This window comes from Streptomyces sp. NPDC048604 (genome assembly GCF_043199435.1).
Lineage (GTDB): Bacteria > Actinomycetota > Actinomycetes > Streptomycetales > Streptomycetaceae > Streptomyces.
Map to the genome: position 1 here is coordinate 125,153 of NZ_JBICVX010000003.1, position 17,996 is coordinate 143,148.

Genomic DNA, 17,996 nt, shown 5'->3' on the forward strand with positions numbered 1-17,996 from the left:
CGAGCCTCACTTGCTGAACGCCATCATCGTCTTGGTCTCCTTCTCCTCCGCGTCGTTGGGCGCGCTGACGCGTCCGCTGGCGATCACGAACGTGTTGTTCGCGTACGCGTAGCGCGGGCTGTAGAAGTCGTTCTCGATCTCCGACGTGGACGCCGGGTGCTGCTGGATCACCTTCGGCGTGCCGCCGGTCGGGGCGAGGGTGGCGAGCGCGCCGCCCTTGTCGTACTTCGCGTCCATGTAGAGCAGGACGTTGCCGCCCTGCATCTGCAGCGGAGTCACGGTCCGCTCGGCGGGCGCGGGCGCGGTCCACTTGATCTTGCCCGTGTTGAGGTCGAAGGCGACCACGGAGTTGGTGCGGGACAGGCCGCTGGTGTTGTCGGCCGTCGCCATGTAGAAGGTGTTGGCGTCGGCGGCCATGCCGGTGCAGCCCTGCAGGTTCTTGCCGAAGATCACGAAGCTGCCACCGCAGCTCGGGGCGAACTTGTTGGCGCCGCCGTTGAGCATGGCGCGCGGGGTGCCGTTGGCGTTGAACGCCTGGATGCCCCACTTGTCCTTGGTGTCGTCGGTTTCGTCCTGCCGCGCGGAGACGACCAGCGGGTCGACCGAGTAGACCTTGTCGATCTCCCAGTCGGGCTTCAGCTTGTACGTCCACTTGGGCTTGCCCGTCGCGGGATCGACCTCGCTGAGCTGTTCCTGCTTGATCTCGTAGTTGCTGGTGCGGCAGCTGTAGGCGGCGATCAGCTTGCTGCCGCCGGCGTAGGCGTACGGCTTGCAGTTGCCGGACGGCCTGGTGAACAGCTGGCGGCCGTCGCTGACCGAGAAGCCCCAGGAGTTGCTGGTGCCGGCCGCGGTGACGGTGTTGCCGCTGATGGCGAGGGTGATGTCGGACAGCGAGGCGAAGCCGTTGCCCTTGGGCAGGGTCTTCTTCCAGCCCGGCTTGCCGGTCTTCAGGTCGATCTGCTGCAGCACCAGGCAGTCGGCCTTGTCGCCGGCCTTGTCGTTGACGGCGATGACGATCTGGCCGGTGGACGCGACCTGCTGGGGCGCGGCGCACATCTCGAAGGGAAGCGGAACGTTCCACTTCTCCTTGCCGTCGGACAGGCCGAAGCCGGCGACGCTCTTGTACATGCCCTTGACGACGGTGTCGCCGACGATCCACGGGCCGTGCACGTCACCGCCGTTGCGGGGCAGGTCGACATTGTTCTTGAGGAGCCAGTTGACCTTCGCCTCGCCGGGCTTGCGGCCGGCGTTGAGGTCGTCGCCGGCGTCGCGGCCGCCACCGCCGTCGCCTTCGCCGTTGCCCTGGTCGACGGTGGGGGAGGCGGTCGGGGAGCCGGTCGGCTTGGCGATCGGCTTGCCCTCGTCGTCGCCGCTGACCGCGAACCAGACGCCGCCGCCGATGACGAGCAGCGCGGCCGCCGCCGCGGCGATGATCACGCCGGGCTTGCCCTTGAAGGGGTTGTTGCCGGACGGCGGCTGTCCGGGCATGCCGGGGCCGGGGTACTGGGGCTGCGTCGGGTAGCCGCCGTACGGGTTCGGCTGCTGGCCGTACGGACCGGGCTGCTGCTGGCCGTAGGGGCCGGGCTGCTGGCCGTACGGACCCGGCTGCTGCTGGCCGTACGGGCCCGGCTGCTGCTGCGGGTACCCGTAGCCGGCTTGCGGCTGCTGCTGCGGATAGCCGTAACCGGCCTGCGGCGGTGCCTGCTGAGGCGCCGTCGGCGGAACCGGCGGGGCCTGCGGCGGCTGGGCCGGCGGCATCGGTGGCTGCGCGGGCGGCTGGGCCGGCGGCATGTCCTGCGGCGCGCCGAAGCCGCCCTGCGGCTGGTTGCTGGGCGGCTGAGTCATCAGCGCTTCCCCCTTCATGCGGTCCGTTGTCCGGCCGGCCTCCCCCGCGATTCCGGCGTCAAGTACCGCCGGAAAGGAGCGAATCGGACATGGATGGCGCACAGTGCGATGAGTCGAGCGGGCTTTCTTTCTACCACCCGGAGGGTGGCGCAAAAGTGACCGGTCCGCCCTGTTCCCAAGGGCGGACCGGCCCGTGATGCCCTTGTTACCGGGTCTGCACGCCTTCTCTACGCCTTATTGTCGCGCGATTGTCACGCGTCCTCGGCGAGCTCCAGCCAGCGCAGCTCCAACTCCTCGCGCTCGCCCGCCAGTTCCCTCAGCTCGGCGTCCAGCTTCGCCACCTTCTCGAAATCCGTGGCGTGGTCGGCGATCTGGGCGTGCAGCTTGCTCTCCTTCTCGGAGAGCTTGTCGAGCTGCCGCTCGACCTTCTGCAGCTCCTTCTTCGCGGCGCGCGCGTCACCGGCGGACTTCTCCTTGACCGGGGCGGCGGCCGGGGCGGGCGCGGCGGCCTCGATCATCTTCTGCCGGCGCTCCAGGTACTCGTCGATGCCGCGCGGCAACATCCGCAGCGTCCGGTCGCCGAGCAGGGCGAAGGTGCGGTCGGTGGTGCGCTCGAGGAAGAACCGGTCGTGGGAGATGACGACCATGGAGCCGGGCCAGCCGTCGAGGAGGTCCTCCAGCTGGGTCAGCGTCTCGATGTCGAGGTCGTTGGTGGGCTCGTCGAGGAAGAGCACGTTCGGCTCGTCCATGAGCAGGCGGAGCAGCTGGAGCCGGCGCCGTTCGCCGCCGGAGAGGTCGCCGACCGGCGTCCACTGCTTGTCCTTGCCGAAGCCGAACTGCTCGCACAGCTGGCCCGCCGTCAGCTCGCGGCCGTTGCCGAGGTCGACCCGGTCGCGGATCTGCTGCACGGCCTCCAGGACCCGCAGTGCGGCGGGGAGTTCGGTGACGTCCTGCGAGAGGTAGGCGAGCCGTACGGTCTTGCCGACGGCGATCCGGCCGGCGGCGGGCTGGATGTCGCCCTGGGTGACGGCGGCGTCGGCGAGGGCGCGCAGCAGCGAGGTCTTGCCTGCGCCGTTGACGCCGACCAGGCCGATGCGGTCGCCCGGGCCGAGCTGCCAGGTCAGGTGCTTGAGCAGTTCCTTCGGACCGGCGGTGACGGTCACGTTCTCCAGGTCGAACACCGTCCTGCCGAGCCGGGCGTTCGCGAACTTCATCAGCTCGCTCTTGTCGCGGGGCTCCGGCACGTCGGCGATCAGCGCGTTGGCGGCCTCGATACGGAAGCGCGGCTTGGAGGTGCGGGCCGGGGCGCCGCGGCGCAGCCAGGCCAGCTCCTTGCGGACCAGGTTCTGCCGCTTGACCTCCTCCGTGGCCGCGATGCGCTCGCGCTCGGCACGGGCGAAGACGTAGTCGGAGTAGCCGCCCTCGTACTCGTAGACCGCGCCGCGCTGCACGTCCCACATGCGGGTGCAGACCTGGTCGAGGAACCAGCGGTCGTGGGTGACGCAGACGAGCGCGGAGCGGCGCTCGCGCAGGTGGCCGGCGAGCCAGGCGATGCCCTCGACGTCGAGGTGGTTGGTGGGCTCGTCGAGGACGAGCAGGTCCTGCTCCTCGATGAGCAGCTTGGCGAGCGCGATACGGCGGCGCTCGCCGCCGGAGAGCGGGCCGATGACGGTGTCGAGGCCCTTGTCGAACCCGGGCAGGTCGAGGCCCCCGAACAGTCCGGTGAGCACATCGCGGATCTTGGCGCTGCCGGCCCACTCGTGGTCGGCCATCACGCCGATGACCTCGTGGCGGATGGTCGCCTTCGGGTCGAGGGAGTCGTGCTGGGTGAGCACGCCGAGGCGCAGCCCGCCGCTGTGCGTGACGCGGCCGGTGTCGGCCTCCTCCAGCTTCGCCAGCATCCGGATCAGGGTGGTCTTGCCGTCGCCGTTGCGGCCGACCACGCCGATCCGGTCCCCCTCGGAGACGCCGAGGGACACGCCGTCGAGCAGGGCACGGGTGCCGTACACCTTGCTGACTGCCTCGACATTGACCAGGTTGACGGCCACCTTGACTCCTGTACCGGGGGATCGATCGACGTCCAAGGGTAGACGCCGTACGGGGTGGGATAGCGTGCGGTGATCGTTCGAGACGCGTACGAATACGGGAGCGGGGATGTCCGACTCGGTGTGGGGGCGGTTCCGTCGCCATCGCTGGTTGCCGCAGGCGACGGCCGTGGCGCTGCTGGCGGCGCTGACCGCCGGGTACCTCGTGGTCCGCTCCGAGCGGGCGGACGACCACAACGAGGCCGTGCTCGCGCGGGCCTGCGGCGGGGTGCTGCCGGCTGAGCTGCTGCGCGGGCTGCTGCCGGCGGACTCCCGGTGGGAGCTGCGGACCGGTCCGGGGCCGCGCTCCCTGATGAGCTGCACCGTCACCGGGGAGGACGAGGACGACGCGACGCTGCGGGTCGCCGCGGCGCCGGTGCTCGACCCGCCGCTGGAGGGCGTCTCGGTCGACCACGTCACCGGCGACTCCCCGTACGAGGACGCCCCGGAGTGGGCGGAGGCGTACGAGGAGGCCGACGCGCAGGTGACCGTCGGCTGCCCGAAGGGCCTGCCCGGCTACCCCCGGCCGGTCACCTCCTTCCGGGTGCACGGCTCGCTGTACGACGGCCCCGACGCGGGCGCGGAGCTGGCCACGGCGGTCGCGGCGCTCGCCGAGGACCTGCGCGGGAAGCACGGCTGCGGCGGGCGCCCGGTGACGTACGAGGACGTGAAGCCCGGCCCGCGCGGGCGGGACGACGCCCCGGACGACGACGCGCCGCCCGCAACCTGCCGCTGGTTCCGCGCCGAGGACCTCGGCCCCGACGCGAAGGCGCGCCCCGCGGAGAGCGGGGCGGCGCGCGGCGGGAACCCGCCCTGGGGGCGGGGCTGCCTGCTGACGTTCACCCGCGCCGACGGCCAGGGGGTGTCGGTGTCGTCCGCGACCTGGTGGGGTGCGGCCCTGCCGGAGGCCCGCATCGAGTACGGCGCGGAACTGGCGCGGCTGGACCGCGAGCGGGCCCCGCGCAAGGGGCAGCGCGTCCACGAGGCGGCCGCCTGGGCGGAGTCGGTCTGCGCCCAGGGCCCAGCGCTGCACCGCGTGAGCGTCTCGGGCCCGCAGCGGGCGGGCCTGGACACGCGCGCGGAGCGACTGCTCGACCGGTATCTGGCCGCGTCGAAGGACTGCCGCGGGACGAAGCGGCTGGGGAAGGTGTGGACGCGGTGAGCGGGGAGACGTTCTGGCGGCGCCGGCGGGTGCGGGCGACGGCTGCGTGGACGGCGGGGGCGGTGGCCGTCGCGGGCGGGCTGTTCTGGCTGTCCGGCGGGTACGACGCCTGGCGGCACGACCTCGCCCTGGACTCGGCCTGCGACGGCGATCTGCCGGCCGGGGCGCTGCGGGCGCTGCTCGGCGGGACCGAGGTCACCGCCGAGAGCGAGGCCGACGGCGGCGGCTGGCAGTGCGTGGTGAACGAGGTCGACGACGAGGAGGACGGCGTCGCACGGCTGCGGCTGTCCGTGCAGCGCGCGGACGACCGGGCCAGCGCGGTCGACGCCGACGGCCGCGACGCGCCGCTCGGTCACGGCTGGACCGGCGGCTTCGCCTTCTCCCCCGACGGCGACGAGGACGACCGCGGCGAGGCGACCGCGGTGGTGCTGCTCGACTGCGGCGAGAAGCCCGGCGACGGACTGGTCGCGGCGGTGCGCGCCCGCCTGGAGCACGGCGACTTCACCACGGCCGAGGCCCGGACGCGGCTCACACAGGTGCTGACGGGCACGGCGGCGTCGTACGCGGAGCGCACCGGCTGCGCGGCGAAGCTCGGCGGCCCGGCCGGCGACCCGGGGGTCTCGGTGACCTCCTGGGACCACAAGCCGTTCGCCGCGGTCTCCGGGCCCTGCGCGGGCGTCCTCGACGCGGCGACGGCGGCCCGCTGGGGCGTCCGTACGGCGGTCGAGTCCGCCCCCGGCCCGAAGCCGGTGGAGTCCTGCGCCCTCGGCGGTCTGCAGGGCGCCCCGCTGTACGAGCTGCGCGCGTCCTACGGCCCGTTCCCGGGCCTGCGCCGCTTCGACGCCCGCGACGCGGCGCGCGAGGAGGGCGACCGCGAGGACGGCCGCTACTTCCGCAGGGCTCAGTGCCCCGGCACCGACGCCCGCGCGGTCTACGAGATCGTCCCCATGACGGTCGGCCGCACCGGCGGCGAAGCCACCGGCCCGGCCCTGGACCACCCGGGCCTGCGCGCGGCGCTCGACCGCTTCGCGGCGGCGTCGGCGAAGGCCCACGGCTGCGCGCGGCCGGGGGCCTGACCGGTCAGACGACCGTCGCGCCCGGGGCCGGGGAGGTCGTGACGCGGGCGGCGCGGCAGGTGCCGGAGGCGGTGAGCGCCGCGGCGACCGCCTGCGCCCCGTCCTCGTCCTTCGTCAGGAACGCCGTCGTCGGGCCCGAGCCCGAGACCAGCGCCGCCAGCGCGCCCGCCTGCATGCCGGTCTCCAGGGTGGCCGCGAGCGAGGGCCGCAGGGACAGCGCCGCGGGCTGCAGGTCGTTGCCGAGGGCGGCCGCGAGCGCGGTGACGTCGCCGGTGCGCAGCGCCTCCAGGAGCGCCGTCGAGGCGGCGGGCTCGGGGACGTCGACGCCCTCGTTGAGGCGGTCGAACTCGCGGTAGACCGCCGGGGTCGACAGACCGCCGTCGGCGACCGCGAACACCCAGTGGAAGGGGCCGCCCGCGGGCAGCTCCGTCAGCTGCTCCCCGCGGCCGATGCCGAGCGCCGCCCCGCCGGCGAGGCTGAACGGCACGTCGCTGCCGAGTTCGGCGCAGATCTCCAGGAGTTCGGCGCGCGAGGAGTTCAGGCCCCACAGCGCGTCGCAGGCCAGCAGCGCGCCCGCGCCGTCCGCGCTGCCGCCGGCCATGCCGCCGGCGACGGGGATGTCCTTGGCGATGTGGATGTGCACGTCCGGCGCGATGCCGTGCCGGGCCGCCAGCAGTTCGGCGGCCCGCGCCGCCAGGTTCGTCCGGTCCAGCGGCACCTGGTCCGCGTCGGGGCCCGAGCAGGTGATTCGCAGTCCGTCCGCCGGACGGACCGTCACCTCGTCGAACAGCGAGACCGCCAGGAAGACGCTGGCCAGGTCGTGGAAGCCGTCCGGCCGCGCCCCGCCCACCGCCAGCTGGACGTTCACCTTCGCGGGCACGCGTACGGTGACGCTCCCGCGCTGCTGCTCCGCCATGCCTGCGCTCTCCTCCATCGTCAGCGCTCCCCCGCGTCCATCGTCAGCGCTCCCCGGCGCCCGGCCGGTTCTCCGCGATCCGTGCGAACTCCTCGACCGTCAGCGCCTCGCCGCGCGCCTGCGGCGAGATCCCGGCCTTCAGCAGGGCCTCCTCCGCGGCGGCCGGCGAGCCGGCCCAGCCGGCCAGCGCGGCCCGCAGCGTCTTGCGGCGCTGCGCGAAGGCCGCGTCCACGACCGCGAAGACCTCGTTCTTGGACGCGCTGGTGGCGAGCGGCTCGGTCCGCCGGACCAGGGAGACCAGGCCGGAGTCCACGTTCGGGGCGGGCCAGAAGACGTTGCGGCCGATCGCACCGGCCCGCTTCACCTCGGCGTACCAATTGGCCTTCACCGACGGCACGCCGTACACCTTGTTGCCGGGCCCGGCGGCGAGCCGGTCGGCGACCTCCGCCTGCACCATCACGAGTGTCCGCTCGATGCTCGGGAAGCGGTCCAGCATGTGCAGCAGCACCGGCACGGCCACGTTGTACGGCAGGTTGGCCACCAGCGCCGTCGGCGCGGGGCCGGGCAGCTCCTGCACCTGCATGGCGTCGGAGTGGACCAGCGCGAAGCGGTCCTGCTTCTGCGGCAGGCGGGCCGCGATCGTCGACGGCAGCGCCCCGGCGAGCACGTCGTCGATCTCGACGGCCGTCACCCGGTCGGCGGCCTCCAGGAGGGCCAGGGTGAGGGACCCGAGGCCCGGGCCCACCTCCACGACCACGTCGTCGGGGCGCACCCCGGCCGTGCGGACGATCCGCCGGACCGTGTTGGCGTCGATGACGAAGTTCTGGCCGCGCTGCTTGGTGGGGCGTACGCCCAGCGCCGCGGCCAGTTCACGGATGTCGGCGGGGCCGAGCAGGACGTCGGCGGAGTCGGCGGGATCGGTGGTGCTCACCGGTACAGCGTACGGGTCACCGGTACAGCCTCCTGCCGCAGTGCGGCCACGGGCTCGCGCCCCGCTGCACGTACAGCTTCTTCGCCCGGTACGTCTGTTCCGCCGCGGGCGCCTCCTGTGCGACGCCGCTGCCGCCGAGGGAGCGCCAGGTGCCCGGGTCGAACTGGTAGAGCCCGCCGTACGTCCCCGACGGGTCGACCGCCTGCGGCCGGCCGCCGGACTCGCACTGCGCCAGCGCGCCCCAGTTCAGCCCGTCCGCGCCGCCCACCGAACCGGGCAGCGGTTTCGTGCCGACCTTGACCCGTTGGGCGACCGGCGCGCGCACCAGCTCCTCGGAGATCCGGCGCGGCTTCTGCCGGACCCCGTTGACGGTCCGCAGCGCGTACGTGACCCGGCGCACGCCCTGCACGCCCTGCCGGTCGACGACCTCCGTGCCGGCGAACAGCTCCGGGTCGCGGACCCGCTCGACCGCGTACGGGACGGTCTCCTCGCGGACCTCCCGGGAGCCGGTGATCCGCAGCACGGCGACCGTCTGGCCGTCGCGCGGGAAGGAGCCGGGCGGCACTGAGGTGGTGTCCTGGCCGGAGAGGGTGATCCCGGCCTCCTCGACGACCTCGCGGACCGTGGCGGCGTTGGTCCGGACGGTCCGCTCGCGGCCGTCGGCGAGCAGGGTGACGGTGCGCTCGGTGCGCACGTCGAGCGCGAGCCCGGCCCGCCCGATCGGGGCGGAGCGCGAGACGGAGAGGTACGCGCCCTCGGCCCGCACCCCGAGCTGGCGCAGCGCGCCCTCCACCGTGCGGGCGGTGGTCCACACCTGGCGGCGCTGCCCGTCGAGGGTGAGCCGCACCGGCCTCCCGTACCGGACGACGACCTCGTCGCCGTCGGCGAGCTCCGCGCCGCGGCCGGGGGCCACGAGGTCGTGGGCGCCGGTGGCCAGGCCCTCGTCGGCGAGCAGTTCCTCGACGTCGTCGGCGAAGGTGTGCAGGGTGCGCGGGACGCCGTCGACGCTGAGCCGGACGGCCTTGTCGTCCGCGACGAAGGCCGTGGTGCCGCCGGCCAGGAAGGCGACGACCAGGGCCTGCGGCACCAGCCGGCGCAGCCCCTCGCCGACGGGGGCGGCCCGGCGGCGGCGGGCGGCCCGGCGCGCGGAGGCCCGGCCGCCGGCGGCCGGCGGGACGGGCGGCGCGACCTGGAACCCGTAGGGCTGGGTCTCGTACTCGTGGATCGAGGGGGTCGCCGGCGGCGGGACCGACGGCGGCTCGACCGTGCCGGCCGCGGCGCGGCGGCCGCCGCGGCCGGCCCGGTGACTGCCCTGCGAGGTGCTCACGAGGCCGGGACCCTAGCGGAGTCCCGGTCACTCTCCAAAGCAGCGCGACTACGGAACGTCAGAGTTATGGATCAGTAATGATCAGTAATCGGATCAGTGTGGGATCAGTAATCGAAGGCCTGAGCGGTGTTCACGGCGAGCGCCTCGCACAGGTCGTCCACGCCCTCGCCCCGGACCTCGGCCATCGCCCGGACGGTGAGCGGGATCAGGTACGGCGCGTTCGGCCGGCCCCGGTACGGCACGGGCGTGAGGAACGGCGCGTCGGTCTCGACCAGGACCAGCTCCCGCGGGGCGGCGGCGAGGGCGTCGCGCAGCGGCTGGGCGTTCTTGAAGGTGACGTTGCCGGCGAAGGACATGTAGTAGCCGTGGGCGGCGCAGATCTCCGCCATCGCGGCGTCGCCGGAGTAGCAGTGGAAGACGGTGCGCTCCGGCGCGCCCTCCTCGTCGAGGATCCGCAGCACGTCGGCGTGCGCCTCGCGGTCGTGGATGACCAGGGCCTTGCCGCGCCGCTTGGCGATCTCGATGTGCGCGCGGAAGGAGCGCTCCTGGGCGGCCATGCCGTCGGGGCCGGTGCGGAAGTAGTCCAGGCCCGTCTCGCCGACGCCCTTGACCTCGGGCAGCGCGGCGAGCCGGTCGATCTCGGCCAGCGCCTCGTCGAGCGCGGCGTCCCCGCCGCCCTCGCGGGCCCCCTGCCGGGACCAGCCGTCGGGGTCGCCGAGCACGATCCGCGGGGCCTCGTTGGGGTGCAGCGCGACGGCCGCGTGGACCTGCCGATGCGCGGCGGCCGTCTCGGCGGCCCACTGCGAGCCCTTCACGTCGCAGCCCACCTGGACCACGGTCGTAACCCCGACGGCGGCGGCCCGCGCCAGGGCCTCCTCGACGGTGCCGTTCTGCATGTCCAGGTGGGTGTGCGAGTCCGCCACCGGCACCAGCAGGGGCTCGGGCAGCGGCGGCGGGGCGTCCTTGGAGGTCATGGCCCCGATCGTACGTTCAGCCCTGGCGGCTGAACGGGGTCACTTGCGGTCGCGGAAGGGGTGGAGCAGGTCGGAGAGGTGCCGGTGGTGTTCCTGGACGGGCCCCGGGGCCTCGCCGGTACGGGCGGGCGGGGCGTCCGCCTTCGGGCGGGCGGGGGCCGGCGGGCGCTCGGTGTCCATCATCCGCAGCGCGGTGGACACCTGCCCGGAGCGCAGGATCCGGACGGCGCCGCGGCGCTCGCAGTTGGGGCACGCCAGGTCGGACAGCGGCGAGGGAACCCGCGCGCCCTCGGTGCGGTAGACGATGAACTCCTGGCCGTTGGCGTCCAGGCGGTGCTCGATGTCGTACGCCTGCTCCCAGCCGTATCCGCAGCGTGCGCAGGCGAAGGAGTACTCCTCGTGGCCGACGGATGCGCCGGTGATCTCGCTCATGCCAGCTCCTCTCCACTCCACTGACCAGTGGACGCCCATTTCGGCCGGAGCGCATCAGCGGAGGGCAAAGCATGGAACGTCCTTGGGACGTCCCTTGCCGGAACGGTCCGCGACGCGGCGGAGGCTTTGCTTCTCAGGTTAGTCCTTTGGCCGGATCCTGGGCCTGCCGATCCGCGTTCTTTGCCGCCACCACCGCATCGAACACCTCGCGCTTGGGAAGGCCGGCCTCCGCGGCGACGGCGGCGATCGCCTCCTTGCGCCGCTCCCCCGCCTCCTCGCGCACCCGCACCCTGCGCACCAGCTCCTCCGCGTCGAGCTCGGCCGGTCCGGTCTCCGGGGCGCCCTCGACGACGACGGTGATCTCGCCGCGCACACCCTCCTTCGCCCAGGTGGCCAGCTCGCCCAGCGGACCGCGCTTGACCTCCTCGTACGTCTTGGTCAGCTCGCGGCAGACGGCGGCGCGGCGGTCCTCGCCGAAGACCTCCGCCATCGCGGCGAGGGTGTCGTCGAGCCGGTGCGGCGCCTCGAAGTAGACGAGGGTCCTGCGCTCCCCGGCGACCTCCCGCAGCCGCCCCAGCCGCTCCCCCGCCTTGCGCGGCAGGAAGCCCTCGAAGCAGAACCGGTCCACCGGCAGCCCGGACAGCGCCAGCGCGGTGAGCACGGCCGACGGGCCGGGCACGGCGGTGACCTTGATGTCCTGCTCGACGGCGGCGGCGACCAGCCGGTAGCCCGGGTCGGAGACGGACGGCATGCCGGCGTCGGTGACCAGCAGCACCCGGGCGCCGCCGGCCAGCGCCTCGACCAGTTCGGGCGTACGGGCGGACTCGTTGCCCTCGAAGTAGGAGACGACGCGCCCGGTGGTGTGCACGCCGAGCGCACGCGTCAGACCGCGCAGCCGCCGGGTGTCCTCGGCGGCGACGATGTCGGCGCGCTCCAGCTCGGCGGCGAGGCGGGGCGGGGCGTCCGCGATGTCGCCGATGGGGGTGCCTGCGAGTACCAGCGTTCCTGTCACACGGGCCATCCTCCCAGCCCGGACGGACGACTCGCACAGGCGCGTTCCCTACGATGGCGCGGTGACCAGTACCGCACCACACCCCCAGCAGGGTCAGGACGCCGGGCAGGAGCCGCCCTCGTGGCAGCGACGACTGCGCCGGTTCGGCTACGTGCCCCCGGCGCGGACCGGGCTGCGGGAGCGGCTGGTGCCGCCGTACACGAAGCCGTCCGCGTCGGCGGTCGCCGTGCTCGGGCTGCCACGGCGGCTGGTGGACCTGGCGACCCGCTGGGCGGCCTGGGGCGGTCCGCTGCTGGTGGCGCTGGTCGCCGGGCTGATGCGGTTCTGGCACCTGGGCAGCCCCAAGGCGGTGATATTCGACGAGACGTACTACGCGAAGGACGCCTGGGCCCTGATCAACCAGGGCTACGAGGGCTCCTGGCCCAAGGACGTCGACAAGTCGATCCTGGCGAACCCGGACGCGGTCACGGTGCCGGTGGAGCCGGGGTACGTGGTGCACCCGCCGGTCGGCAAGTGGGTCATCGGCCTGGGCGAGCAGTTCTTCGGCTTCACGCCGTTCGGCTGGCGCTTCATGGTGGCGGTGCTCGGCACCCTGTCGGTCCTGATGCTGTGCCGGATCGGGCGGCGGCTGTTCCGCTCGACGTTCCTGGGCTGCCTGGCGGGCGCGCTGCTCGCGGTGGACGGCCTGCACTTCGTGATGAGCCGCACGGCGCTCCTCGACCAGGTCCTGATGTTCTTCGTCGTGGCCGCGTTCGGCTGTCTGCTGATCGACCGGGACTGGGCACGGCGGCGGCTGGCGGCCGCGCTCCCCGAGGACGACGAGGGCGTACTGCGCCCGGACGCGGCGGTCGCGGAGGGCCTGCGGCTCGGCTGGCGGCCGTGGCGGCTGGCCGCGGGGGTGATGCTGGGCCTGGCGTTCGCGACGAAGTGGAACGGCCTGTACATCATGGCCGCGTTCGGCCTGCTGACGGTCCTGTGGGACGTGGGCGCGCGGAAGACGGCGGGCGCGGTGCGCCCGCTCGCGGCGGTGGCGCGCAAGGACCTGGTCCCGGCGTTCGTCTCGGTCGTCCCGGTGGCCCTGGTCACCTACGTCGCCTCCTGGACGGGCTGGATCGCCTCCGACAAGGGCTACTTCCGCGACTGGGCGGCGCAGCAGGACAAGGTGACCGGCGGCGGGTTCTGGTCGTGGCTGCCGGACTGGCTGCGGAGCCTGTGGCACTACGAGGTGGAGGTCTACAACTTCCACGTCAACCTGACGTCCGGCCACACGTACCAGTCGAACCCGTGGAGCTGGATCGTGCTGGGCCGCCCGGTCTCGTACTTCTACGAGGACCCGGCCCCCGGCAAGGACGGCTGCCCGGCGGACGTGACGGAGAAGTGCGCCCGCGAGGTCCTGGCGCTCGGCACGCCGCTGCTGTGGTGGGCGGCCTGCTTCGCGGTCCTGTACGTGCTGTGGCGCTGGTTCTTCCGCCGCGACTGGCGCGCGGGCGCGATCGCCTGCGGCATCGCGGCGGGCTGGCTCCCCTGGTTCCTCTACCAGGAGCGCACGATCTTCCTCTTCTACGCGGTCGTCTTCGTCCCGTTCCTGTGCCTCGCGGTCACCATGATGATCGGCGCCATCATCGGCCCACCGGGCTCCACCGAACGCCGCCGCACCCTGGGCGCCGTCGGCGCCGGCGTCCTGGTCCTCCTGATCATCTGGAACTTCATCTACTTCTGGCCCCTGTACACGGGCCAGCCCATCCCCATGGAGGGCTGGCGCAACCGGATGTGGCTCGACACCTGGGTGTAGGGAGTGGGCTATACCACTCAGATAACAACTGTCCCTCGTGTCACGCGTGTGACGTAGAGTGCACCTGTCCATCGCTTGAACGTGTTCAAGCGAGCTCCTGGGGAGGGGAACCACAGGGATGCGCAGTGGAGTGAAGGTCGCGATCGTCGGGGGCGTCTTCGTCGTCGTGGCGGGCGGGGTCGGGTACGGGGGTTACAACCTCTGGCAGGGCATCAGCGGAGGGGCGTCCGACGGGGTGGGCGGCACGTCCGCGACCGCGGAGCGGAAGTCCGGGCCCGTGACGCCGGACGAGGTCACCGAGACCGCGAAGAAGTTCCTGGAGGCCTGGGCCTCCGGATCGCCCGAGGACGCCGCCCAGTTGACGAACAATCCGGTCGGCGCCGGGCCCGTCGTCGCCGGGTACAAGGCCGGCGCGGGCGTGTCGAAGGCCGTCATCACGCCCGGCGCGCCCGTCGGCACGAAGGTGCCGTTCACGGTGAACGCCACGGTGACCTTCGAGGGGATCTCGAAGCCCTGGACGTACACCTCCCAGCTCACCGTCGTGCGCGGCCTGTCCACCGGCCGCCCCCTCGTCGACTGGCAGCCGTCCGTCATCCATCCGCGTCTGACCAAGACGACCACCCTGCGCACCGGCGCCGCGAAGTCCGCCGAGATCAAGGCCGTCGACCGGTCGGGCCGTGAGCTGACGCGGGAGAAGTACCCCTCGCTCGGCCCCGTCATCGACGAACTGCGCACCAAGTACGGCGCGAAGACCGGCGGCAAGGCCGGCATCGAGACGGTCCTCGAGTCGAGCGAGCCGAACGTCCCCGACAGCACCCTGCTCACCCTGCGCAAGGGCGAGCCGGGCAAACTGCAGACCACCCTCGACGCGGACGTGCAGGCCGCCGCCGAGAAGGCGGTGAAGCGGTACGGCCAGGCCTCGGTCGTCGCGGTCAAGCCGTCCACCGGCGAGATCCGCGCCGTCGCGAACAGCCCCGCCGCCGGCTTCAACACCGCCTTCCTGGGCAAGCAGGCCCCCGGCTCCACACTGAAGATCGTCACCGCCGCGCTGCTCCTGGAGAAGGGGCTGGTCGGCGCCGACCGGGTCGCCGAGTGCCCCAAGGAGGCGGTGTACTACAGCACCCGCTTCCACAACCTCAAGAACTTCGGGCTCGACGGGAAGACCTTCGCCGAGAGCTTCGCCCGTTCCTGCAACACCGCCTTCATCAAGAAGATCGACGACGTCAAGGACGACGCGGCCCTCGGCAAGGAGGCCGCCGACGTCTTCGGCATCGGCCTCGACTGGCAGAGCGGCGTCCAGACCTTCGACGGTTCGATCCCCGCGGCGGACGGCGGCACCGCGGCCGCGCAGTACATCGGGCAGGGCACGGTGCAGATGAACGTGCTCAACATCGCGTCCATCACCGCCACCGCGAAGCACGGCACGTTCAAGCAGCCGATCATCGTGCCCAAGAGCCTCGACGACCGGCCGATCGCCCAGGCCGCCCGCTCGCTGCCGGGCTCCGTCGGGCAGCAGCTGCGCGCGATGATGAAGCGCACGGCGACCAGCGGCACCGCCGCGCAGGCCATGGCGGGCGTGAGCGGCGACAAGGGCGCGAAGACCGGTTCGGCGGAGGTCGACGACCAGGAGACCTCCAACAGCTGGTTCACCGCCTACGCAGGCGACCTCGCCGCCGCGGCGGTCGTCCAGTCGGGCGGCCACGGCGGCGACGCGGCGGGCCCGGTGGTGGCGCAGGTGCTCAACGCGCGGTAGCGGAGCCGGGCGCCGCCGGAGCCGGGCGCGAAACGAGTTCGCATGGCTCCTACAGCTACCGCTAGCGTGCGGCCATGACCGCATCGCTCGCGCACCCGCAGTTCGCCGCCGCGCTGAAGGACCTCGGCATCGAGGCCGAGGTCCGGCGCTTCCCGGACGCCACCCGCACCGCCGCCGAGGCCGCCGCGGCCATCGGCTGTGACACCTCGGAGATCGTCAAATCCCTGGTCTTCGCGGCATGGGGGTCCCCCCTGCTCGAGCGAAGCCGAGAGCTTGGGGGAGGGGTTCCGGTGCTCGTCCTGATGGACGGCTCCTCGCGCGTCGACATGGAGCGGGTCCGCGCGGAGCTGGGCGCGGCCAAGGTGACCCGGCCGGACGCGGCGGTCGTCCGCGAGGCGACCGGGTACGCGATCGGCGGCGTCCCGCCGTTCGGGCACCGTACGAAGACCCGCGTCCTCGCCGACCGGGGCCTGCTCGACCACGACGTGGTGTGGGCGGCGGCGGGCACCCCGTACACGGTGTTCCCGATGGAGCCGAAGACCCTGATCGCCCACGCGGGCGGCGTGCTGGTGGACGTCCGCGAGCGTACGGCGTGACGCCGCTGGTCGTCGCCGCGGTCCTGATCGCGGCGGTGACGCACGCGAGCTGGAACGCGATCGCGCACCACATCAAGGACCAACTGCTCTCCTTCACGCTCATATCCGGCGGCGGGGCGCTGCTCGGCGGCGTCACCGCGCTCTTCGTACCGCTGCCGGCGGCCGGGGCGTGGCCGTACCTGGTGGCCTCGGCGATCCTGCACGTCGGCTACTACCTGCTGCTCATGCGGTCGTTCGCGCTCGGCGACTTCGGGCAGATGTACCCGATCGCCCGCGGCACCGCCCCGCTGGTGGTGACCCTGCTCGCGGCGGTCTTTCTGCACGAGATCCCGGACGCGCCGCAGCTCGCGGGCGTCGCGGTGGCCTGCGCGGGCCTGACCGGCCTCGCCCTGTGGGGCATCCGCGGCTCGGGCCGCCGCCCCCACTGGCCGGCCCTGCTGGCGGCGCTCGGCACGGGCCTGGCGATCGCGGGGTACACGGTCGTGGACGGCATCGGCGTCCGCGCCTCGGGCACCCCGCTCGGCTACATCGCGTGGCTGATGATCCTGGAGGGCCTGGCGATCCCGGCGTACGCGCTGTACCGCCGCCGCGGCGAACTGGCCGGGCAACTGCGGCCCTACGCGGCCCGCGGCCTCCTGGCCGGGGCCCTCTCGGTCGCGGCCTACGCCCTGGTCCTCTGGGCCCAGACCAAGGCCCCCCTGGCCCCGATCGCCGCCCTCCGCGAGTCCTCGATCATCGTCGGCGCGGCCATCGGCACGCTCTTCTTCAAGGAACGCTTCGGCGGCCCGCGCGTCGCGGCGGCGGGTCTGATGGTGGTCGGCATCGGGCTGATGCTGACGACGAGCTGAGGAGCGGACGCGCCGGGCCTCACCATTCCACGGGGAGGCTTCTCAGACCGCTGAAGAACTCCTTGTTGCGCCAGTCCAGTTCGGACTTCGGGACCGCCAGGCGCAGGTTCGGGAGGCGGGTCGTCACGCGGGCCAGGGTGACCTGGAGTTCCAGGCGGGCCAGGTGGGCGCCGAGGCAGTAGTGGATGCCGTGGCCGAAGCTGATGTGGGGGGTGCCGGGGCGGTCCAGGCGGAGGCGGTGGGGGGTGGGGAAGGCGTCCGGGTCGTGGTTGGCGGCGGCCTGGGAGACCACGACCGCCTGCCCGGCCTCGATCACGACGCCGGCCAGTTCCACGTCCTCCAGCGCGTATCGCGGGAGCGTCAGGCCGTTCAGTAGGGGGACGTAGCGGAGGAGTTCCTCCACCGCTCGCGGGATGCGGGACGGGTCCTCGCGGATCGCGGACAGGACTCCCTCCGCGCCCGCCTCCCCCGGGATCAGCAGCACCGAGAAGAAGTTGGCGATCTGGTTCGTCGTTGTCACGAAGCCGCCGATCAGCAACTCGTTCAGCAGGCCGGTCAGTTCCTCCTCGTCCTCCACGCCCTCCGTCAGGAGCGTCAGGAGGTCCTGCCTCGGGTTCCTTCTCCGGTCCTCGATCCAGCCGTGCATCCGCGTGAAGAAGTCCGCCGCCTGTTTGCCCAGCGTCTCCGGGGTCACCGTCCCCGTGCACACCGTGTCGGCCCACGAGCGGACCGCCGGGCGGTCCTCCTCCGGGACGCCGACCAGCTCGCAGATCATCGTCAGGGGGAGCGGGAAGGCCAGCGTCTCCACCAGGTCCGCCGGCGGGCCCGTCTCCTCCATCACGTCGAGCAGCGCGTCCGCCACGTCGCGCACCCGCTGCCGCAGGCGCTCGATCCTGCGGGCCGTGAACTCCTTGGCCGGCAGCGCCCGCAGCCGTGTGTGGTCCGGCGCGTCCAGGGCGATCAGGCCGCCGCCCGCCCGCGGCATCGGGCCGATCCGCGGCTGGTCGCGGCGGACGGCCTCCGCCAGGCTGAAGCGGGCGTCCGAGAGGACGGCGCGGACGTCCTCGTACCGGGTCACGAGCCACGCCTCGTCGCCGTACGGGAGGCGGACCCGGACCGGCGGGCGGTCCCTCAGGTCCCCGTATTCCGCGGCGAGTCCCAGGCCCTCCTTCGTCCAGAACGGGTAGGAAAGGGGGGCCTGTTGCTGCTGCTGTTGCTGGGTGTCCGTCGTCATGCTTCGTGCGTCCC

Annotated in this window: 15 protein-coding genes; 6 read left to right on the forward strand and 9 right to left on the reverse strand. The window is 73.1% G+C overall.

Annotation, left to right across the window (positions count from 1 at the left end; genetic code table 11):
- Positions 1-6: 6 nt before the first annotated feature.
- Positions 7-1,845: a PQQ-binding-like beta-propeller repeat protein gene (locus ACGFMM_RS07270; RefSeq protein ID WP_393643977.1), complete on the reverse strand. Its 1,839-nt coding sequence runs from the start codon at positions 1,843-1,845 to the stop codon at positions 7-9.
- Positions 1,846-2,096: 251 nt separating this feature from the next.
- Complete coding sequence (locus ACGFMM_RS07275) at positions 2,097-3,893, reverse strand: ABC-F family ATP-binding cassette domain-containing protein (protein WP_393643979.1); 1,797 nt, start codon at positions 3,891-3,893, stop codon at positions 2,097-2,099.
- A gap of 106 nt (positions 3,894-3,999) precedes the next feature.
- Between ACGFMM_RS07275 and ACGFMM_RS07280 the strand changes: the two genes are divergently transcribed.
- Positions 4,000-5,091, forward strand: coding sequence for a hypothetical protein (locus ACGFMM_RS07280; RefSeq protein WP_393643981.1), 1,092 nt, complete (start codon positions 4,000-4,002; stop codon positions 5,089-5,091).
- Complete coding sequence (locus tag ACGFMM_RS07285) at positions 5,088-6,167, forward strand: hypothetical protein (RefSeq protein ID WP_393643982.1); 1,080 nt, start codon at positions 5,088-5,090, stop codon at positions 6,165-6,167. Before ACGFMM_RS07280 ends, ACGFMM_RS07285 begins: the two co-directional genes overlap by 4 nt.
- A 4-nt stretch (positions 6,168-6,171) precedes the next feature.
- Here ACGFMM_RS07285 and ACGFMM_RS07290 read toward each other — a convergent pair whose 3' ends face one another.
- The 6 genes from ACGFMM_RS07290 to rsmI all read right to left on the reverse strand — a co-directional run bounded on the left by ACGFMM_RS07290 (position 6,172) and on the right by rsmI (position 11,768).
- The gene (locus ACGFMM_RS07290; protein ID WP_393643984.1) at positions 6,172-7,101 is read right to left on the reverse strand and encodes a 4-(cytidine 5'-diphospho)-2-C-methyl-D-erythritol kinase; all 930 of its coding nucleotides are present in this window, start codon (positions 7,099-7,101) and stop codon (positions 6,172-6,174) included.
- Between the two features lie 25 nt (positions 7,102-7,126).
- Positions 7,127-8,014 (reverse strand): 16S rRNA (adenine(1518)-N(6)/adenine(1519)-N(6))-dimethyltransferase RsmA, encoded by an 888-nt coding sequence (gene rsmA / locus ACGFMM_RS07295; RefSeq protein WP_393643986.1) that lies wholly within the window; start codon positions 8,012-8,014, stop codon positions 7,127-7,129.
- A 16-nt stretch (positions 8,015-8,030) separates the two neighbouring features.
- Positions 8,031-9,341 carry a ubiquitin-like domain-containing protein gene (locus ACGFMM_RS07300; protein ID WP_393643987.1) on the reverse strand — a complete coding sequence of 437 codons (1,311 nt, stop codon included), beginning with the start codon at positions 9,339-9,341 and terminating at the stop codon, positions 8,031-8,033.
- A 104-nt stretch (positions 9,342-9,445) separates the two neighbouring features.
- Complete coding sequence (locus tag ACGFMM_RS07305; protein WP_393643989.1) at positions 9,446-10,315, reverse strand: TatD family hydrolase; 870 nt, start codon at positions 10,313-10,315, stop codon at positions 9,446-9,448.
- Positions 10,316-10,354: 39 nt separating this feature from the next.
- Positions 10,355-10,747 (reverse strand): hypothetical protein, encoded by a 393-nt coding sequence (locus ACGFMM_RS07310; protein ID WP_393643990.1) that lies wholly within the window; start codon positions 10,745-10,747, stop codon positions 10,355-10,357.
- A gap of 133 nt (positions 10,748-10,880) precedes the next feature.
- Complete coding sequence (gene rsmI, locus ACGFMM_RS07315; protein WP_393643992.1) at positions 10,881-11,768, reverse strand: 16S rRNA (cytidine(1402)-2'-O)-methyltransferase; 888 nt, start codon at positions 11,766-11,768, stop codon at positions 10,881-10,883.
- A gap of 52 nt (positions 11,769-11,820) precedes the next feature.
- Between rsmI and ACGFMM_RS07320 the strand changes: the two genes are divergently transcribed.
- From ACGFMM_RS07320 to ACGFMM_RS07335, 4 genes are all read left to right on the forward strand, one after another.
- A complete protein-coding gene (locus ACGFMM_RS07320; protein ID WP_393643994.1) occupies positions 11,821-13,551 on the forward strand; it encodes a dolichyl-phosphate-mannose--protein mannosyltransferase in 1,731 nt (576 codons plus the stop codon).
- A gap of 118 nt (positions 13,552-13,669) precedes the next feature.
- Positions 13,670-15,304 carry a penicillin-binding transpeptidase domain-containing protein gene (locus ACGFMM_RS07325; RefSeq protein WP_393643996.1) on the forward strand — a complete coding sequence of 545 codons (1,635 nt, stop codon included), beginning with the start codon at positions 13,670-13,672 and terminating at the stop codon, positions 15,302-15,304.
- Between the two features lie 74 nt (positions 15,305-15,378).
- Positions 15,379-15,900 (forward strand): YbaK/EbsC family protein, encoded by a 522-nt coding sequence (locus tag ACGFMM_RS07330; protein ID WP_393643998.1) that lies wholly within the window; start codon positions 15,379-15,381, stop codon positions 15,898-15,900.
- Positions 15,897-16,748 carry an EamA family transporter gene (locus ACGFMM_RS07335; protein WP_393644001.1) on the forward strand — a complete coding sequence of 284 codons (852 nt, stop codon included), beginning with the start codon at positions 15,897-15,899 and terminating at the stop codon, positions 16,746-16,748. The genes ACGFMM_RS07330 and ACGFMM_RS07335 overlap by 4 nt, the downstream gene beginning before the upstream one ends.
- 19 nt (positions 16,749-16,767) lie before the next feature.
- Here ACGFMM_RS07335 and ACGFMM_RS07340 read toward each other — a convergent pair whose 3' ends face one another.
- On the reverse strand, positions 16,768-17,982 hold the full coding sequence (locus tag ACGFMM_RS07340; RefSeq protein WP_393644003.1) for a cytochrome P450: 1,215 nt from the start codon (positions 17,980-17,982) through the stop codon (positions 16,768-16,770).
- Between the last annotated feature and the right edge of the window lie 14 nt (positions 17,983-17,996).

Bases quoted from the DNA above. Each gene is read 5' to 3' on its own strand.
- ACGFMM_RS07340 (WP_393644003.1), bottom strand. From the start codon at position 17,982: ATGACGACGGACACCCAGCAACAGCAGCAGCAACAGGCCCCCCTTTCC.
- ACGFMM_RS07280 (WP_393643981.1), top strand. From the start codon at position 4,000: ATGTCCGACTCGGTGTGGGGGCGGTTCCGTCGCCATCGCTGGTTGCCG.
- ACGFMM_RS07290 (WP_393643984.1), bottom strand. From the start codon at position 7,101: ATGGAGGAGAGCGCAGGCATGGCGGAGCAGCAGCGCGGGAGCGTCACC.
- ACGFMM_RS07310 (WP_393643990.1), bottom strand. From the start codon at position 10,747: ATGAGCGAGATCACCGGCGCATCCGTCGGCCACGAGGAGTACTCCTTC.
- ACGFMM_RS07270 (WP_393643977.1), bottom strand. From the start codon at position 1,845: ATGACTCAGCCGCCCAGCAACCAGCCGCAGGGCGGCTTCGGCGCGCCG.
- ACGFMM_RS07325 (WP_393643996.1), top strand. From the start codon at position 13,670: ATGCGCAGTGGAGTGAAGGTCGCGATCGTCGGGGGCGTCTTCGTCGTC.
- rsmI (WP_393643992.1), bottom strand. From the start codon at position 11,768: ATGGCCCGTGTGACAGGAACGCTGGTACTCGCAGGCACCCCCATCGGC.
- ACGFMM_RS07330 (WP_393643998.1), top strand. From the start codon at position 15,379: ATGACCGCATCGCTCGCGCACCCGCAGTTCGCCGCCGCGCTGAAGGAC.
- ACGFMM_RS07305 (WP_393643989.1), bottom strand. From the start codon at position 10,315: ATGACCTCCAAGGACGCCCCGCCGCCGCTGCCCGAGCCCCTGCTGGTG.